Origin of the sequence: Cytobacillus mangrovibacter (assembly GCF_042865275.1) — a bacterium.
In the GTDB taxonomy this organism is placed as follows: Bacteria; Bacillota; Bacilli; order Bacillales; family Cytobacillaceae; genus Cytobacillus; species Cytobacillus mangrovibacter.
The window spans coordinates 1-1,894 of the sequence record NZ_JBIACJ010000028.1; the positions used below are offsets into that span (position 1 = coordinate 1).

At 43.7% G+C, this 1,894-nt stretch carries 1 protein-coding gene; it reads right to left on the minus strand.

What is annotated here, in order from left to right; genetic code table 11:
* Positions 1-75: 75 nt before the first annotated feature.
* On the minus strand, positions 76-1,338 hold the full coding sequence (gene ltrA, locus ACFYKT_RS22250) for a group II intron reverse transcriptase/maturase (protein ID WP_389224378.1): 1,263 nt from the start codon (positions 1,336-1,338) through the stop codon (positions 76-78).
* Between the last annotated feature and the right edge of the window lie 556 nt (positions 1,339-1,894).

The window sequence follows — 1,894 nt, forward strand, 5'->3', positions numbered from 1 at the left end:
AATTGAGTAGGAGGGGGTGATTAACCTCCGACCTCTCACACCACCGTACATACGGTTCCGTATACGGCGGTTCAATTAAGATAATTGACGCAAGATTTTATAACGGTCTTGTAGACTTTTAAGCCCTCGGTCACTCCAATAAGAGTTGTCGAGGGTTTTGTGTAATACAGGACTATTTGAAATGCGCCAATAGCCTTTACGGCTATTTCCCCATTCATAGGCTTTCCACTCAGGTACACCTAAGTTTATAAGATTGCGCACTTTTGTCTTTGGCTTCTTCCAGTTTTTCCATAAGCACATGCGAAGCCTTCTTCGAACCCAACCATCTAATTCGCTGAAAACAGTTTTCGTATCAGCTAACGCAAAATATCCACACCATCCTATTAAATATTGGTTCAGTTTCTGAATCCGATATTCCATTGGATACGGCATCTTTCTTGAGGTGATTTCTCGTACTTTCTTCTTCATTCGTTTCAGGCTTTCTTTTGCGATGCGAACTTTTGGCTCTTTGGAAGATGTGAAACTAATCCCTAGAAACTTCCGTTTCCATGGTCGGTCTACTGCCGTCTTCTTTTCATTCACTTTCAAACGAAGTTTTCCCTCAATGAATCGTTGAATGCTCGCCCTTGTTCGTTCTCCTGCCCGTTTTGATTTCACATAAATATTACTGTCATCGGCGTAACGAACAAATTTATGTCCTCTGGCTTCTAATTCCTTGTCTAGTTCATCTAGCACAATGTTAGAAAGTAGCGGACTTAAGGGCCCACCTTGTGGTGCTCCTTCTTCTGTACTCGAAACGACACCGTTAATCATTACTCCAGCTTGTAGATATTTGCGAATTAGCTTTAGTAAAGGTTTCTCCTTAATTCTCTTCGCTAATGTACTCATGAGCCTGTCATGGTTTACCTTGTCAAAGAACTTTTCTAGGTCCATGTCTACTACCCATCTGTATCCTTCTTTGATATATCCTTTTGCTTTCCTTACTGCATCATGGGCACTTCGGTTTGGACGAAAGCCATAACTATGTTCGGAGAACGTCGGGTCATATATTTTGGATAATACTTGGGCTATTGCTTGTTGAATCAAACGGTCTGTCACAGTTGGAATACCTAGTAACCGAACACCGCCATCAGGTTTCGGGATTTCGACTCTTCGGACAGGCATTGGTTCATAAGTACCCTTGAGAATTGCCTCTCTGATAGGTAACCAATTTTCGATTAAGTGCTGTCGTAGGATTTGTACGGGCATCATATCTACTCCATGGCTTCCTTTATTTTGTTCTACACGCTTTAGCGCTTGAAGCATATTCTCCCGTGACAGGATTTGATTCAAAAGCATTGTTATTCTTCCTTCCGTGAATAGCTAATCTTCTTATGCCAGTAGTCACTCCACCCTCCAAGAGATCCCCCACGGGATTCACCGTTTCCTTCCTCAAGTGAGGTACTGCGTTTTCTGTGTTCATCATGACTCACTGAATGCCAAAGGGCTATTCTCTCTTAATTGTTCGGTCCTTCCGAATCGTTCTAGACCGATTCGTACTATGACCTCTGCTGACTTCTGATGGTTCAGCTGCTTATCACTAAGCAGGTTATGAAGAGTACTTCACGTGTCCATCAGACCTCCCCGGGTAAGAGTGTAATCTTTCCTTCCATCTATCTGCTTCATTTACTCGATATCACCTTCGGCAGAAAGGATTTTGTCTTGTATTGCAGACTCATCCAATGATACCTAGCCTTATATGAAGTTCGTGTTCCTCAGACCGGAAGTTTGCCGCCCGCTTCCTTCAGATTCCGCGTCACCGCGGACACCCTTGCGCTAAGCTAACCGCTACTTCTGCCTTCACGGCTCGGGACTTTCACCCTAGAGATTACACCCATGCCGGGCGCACAATAAA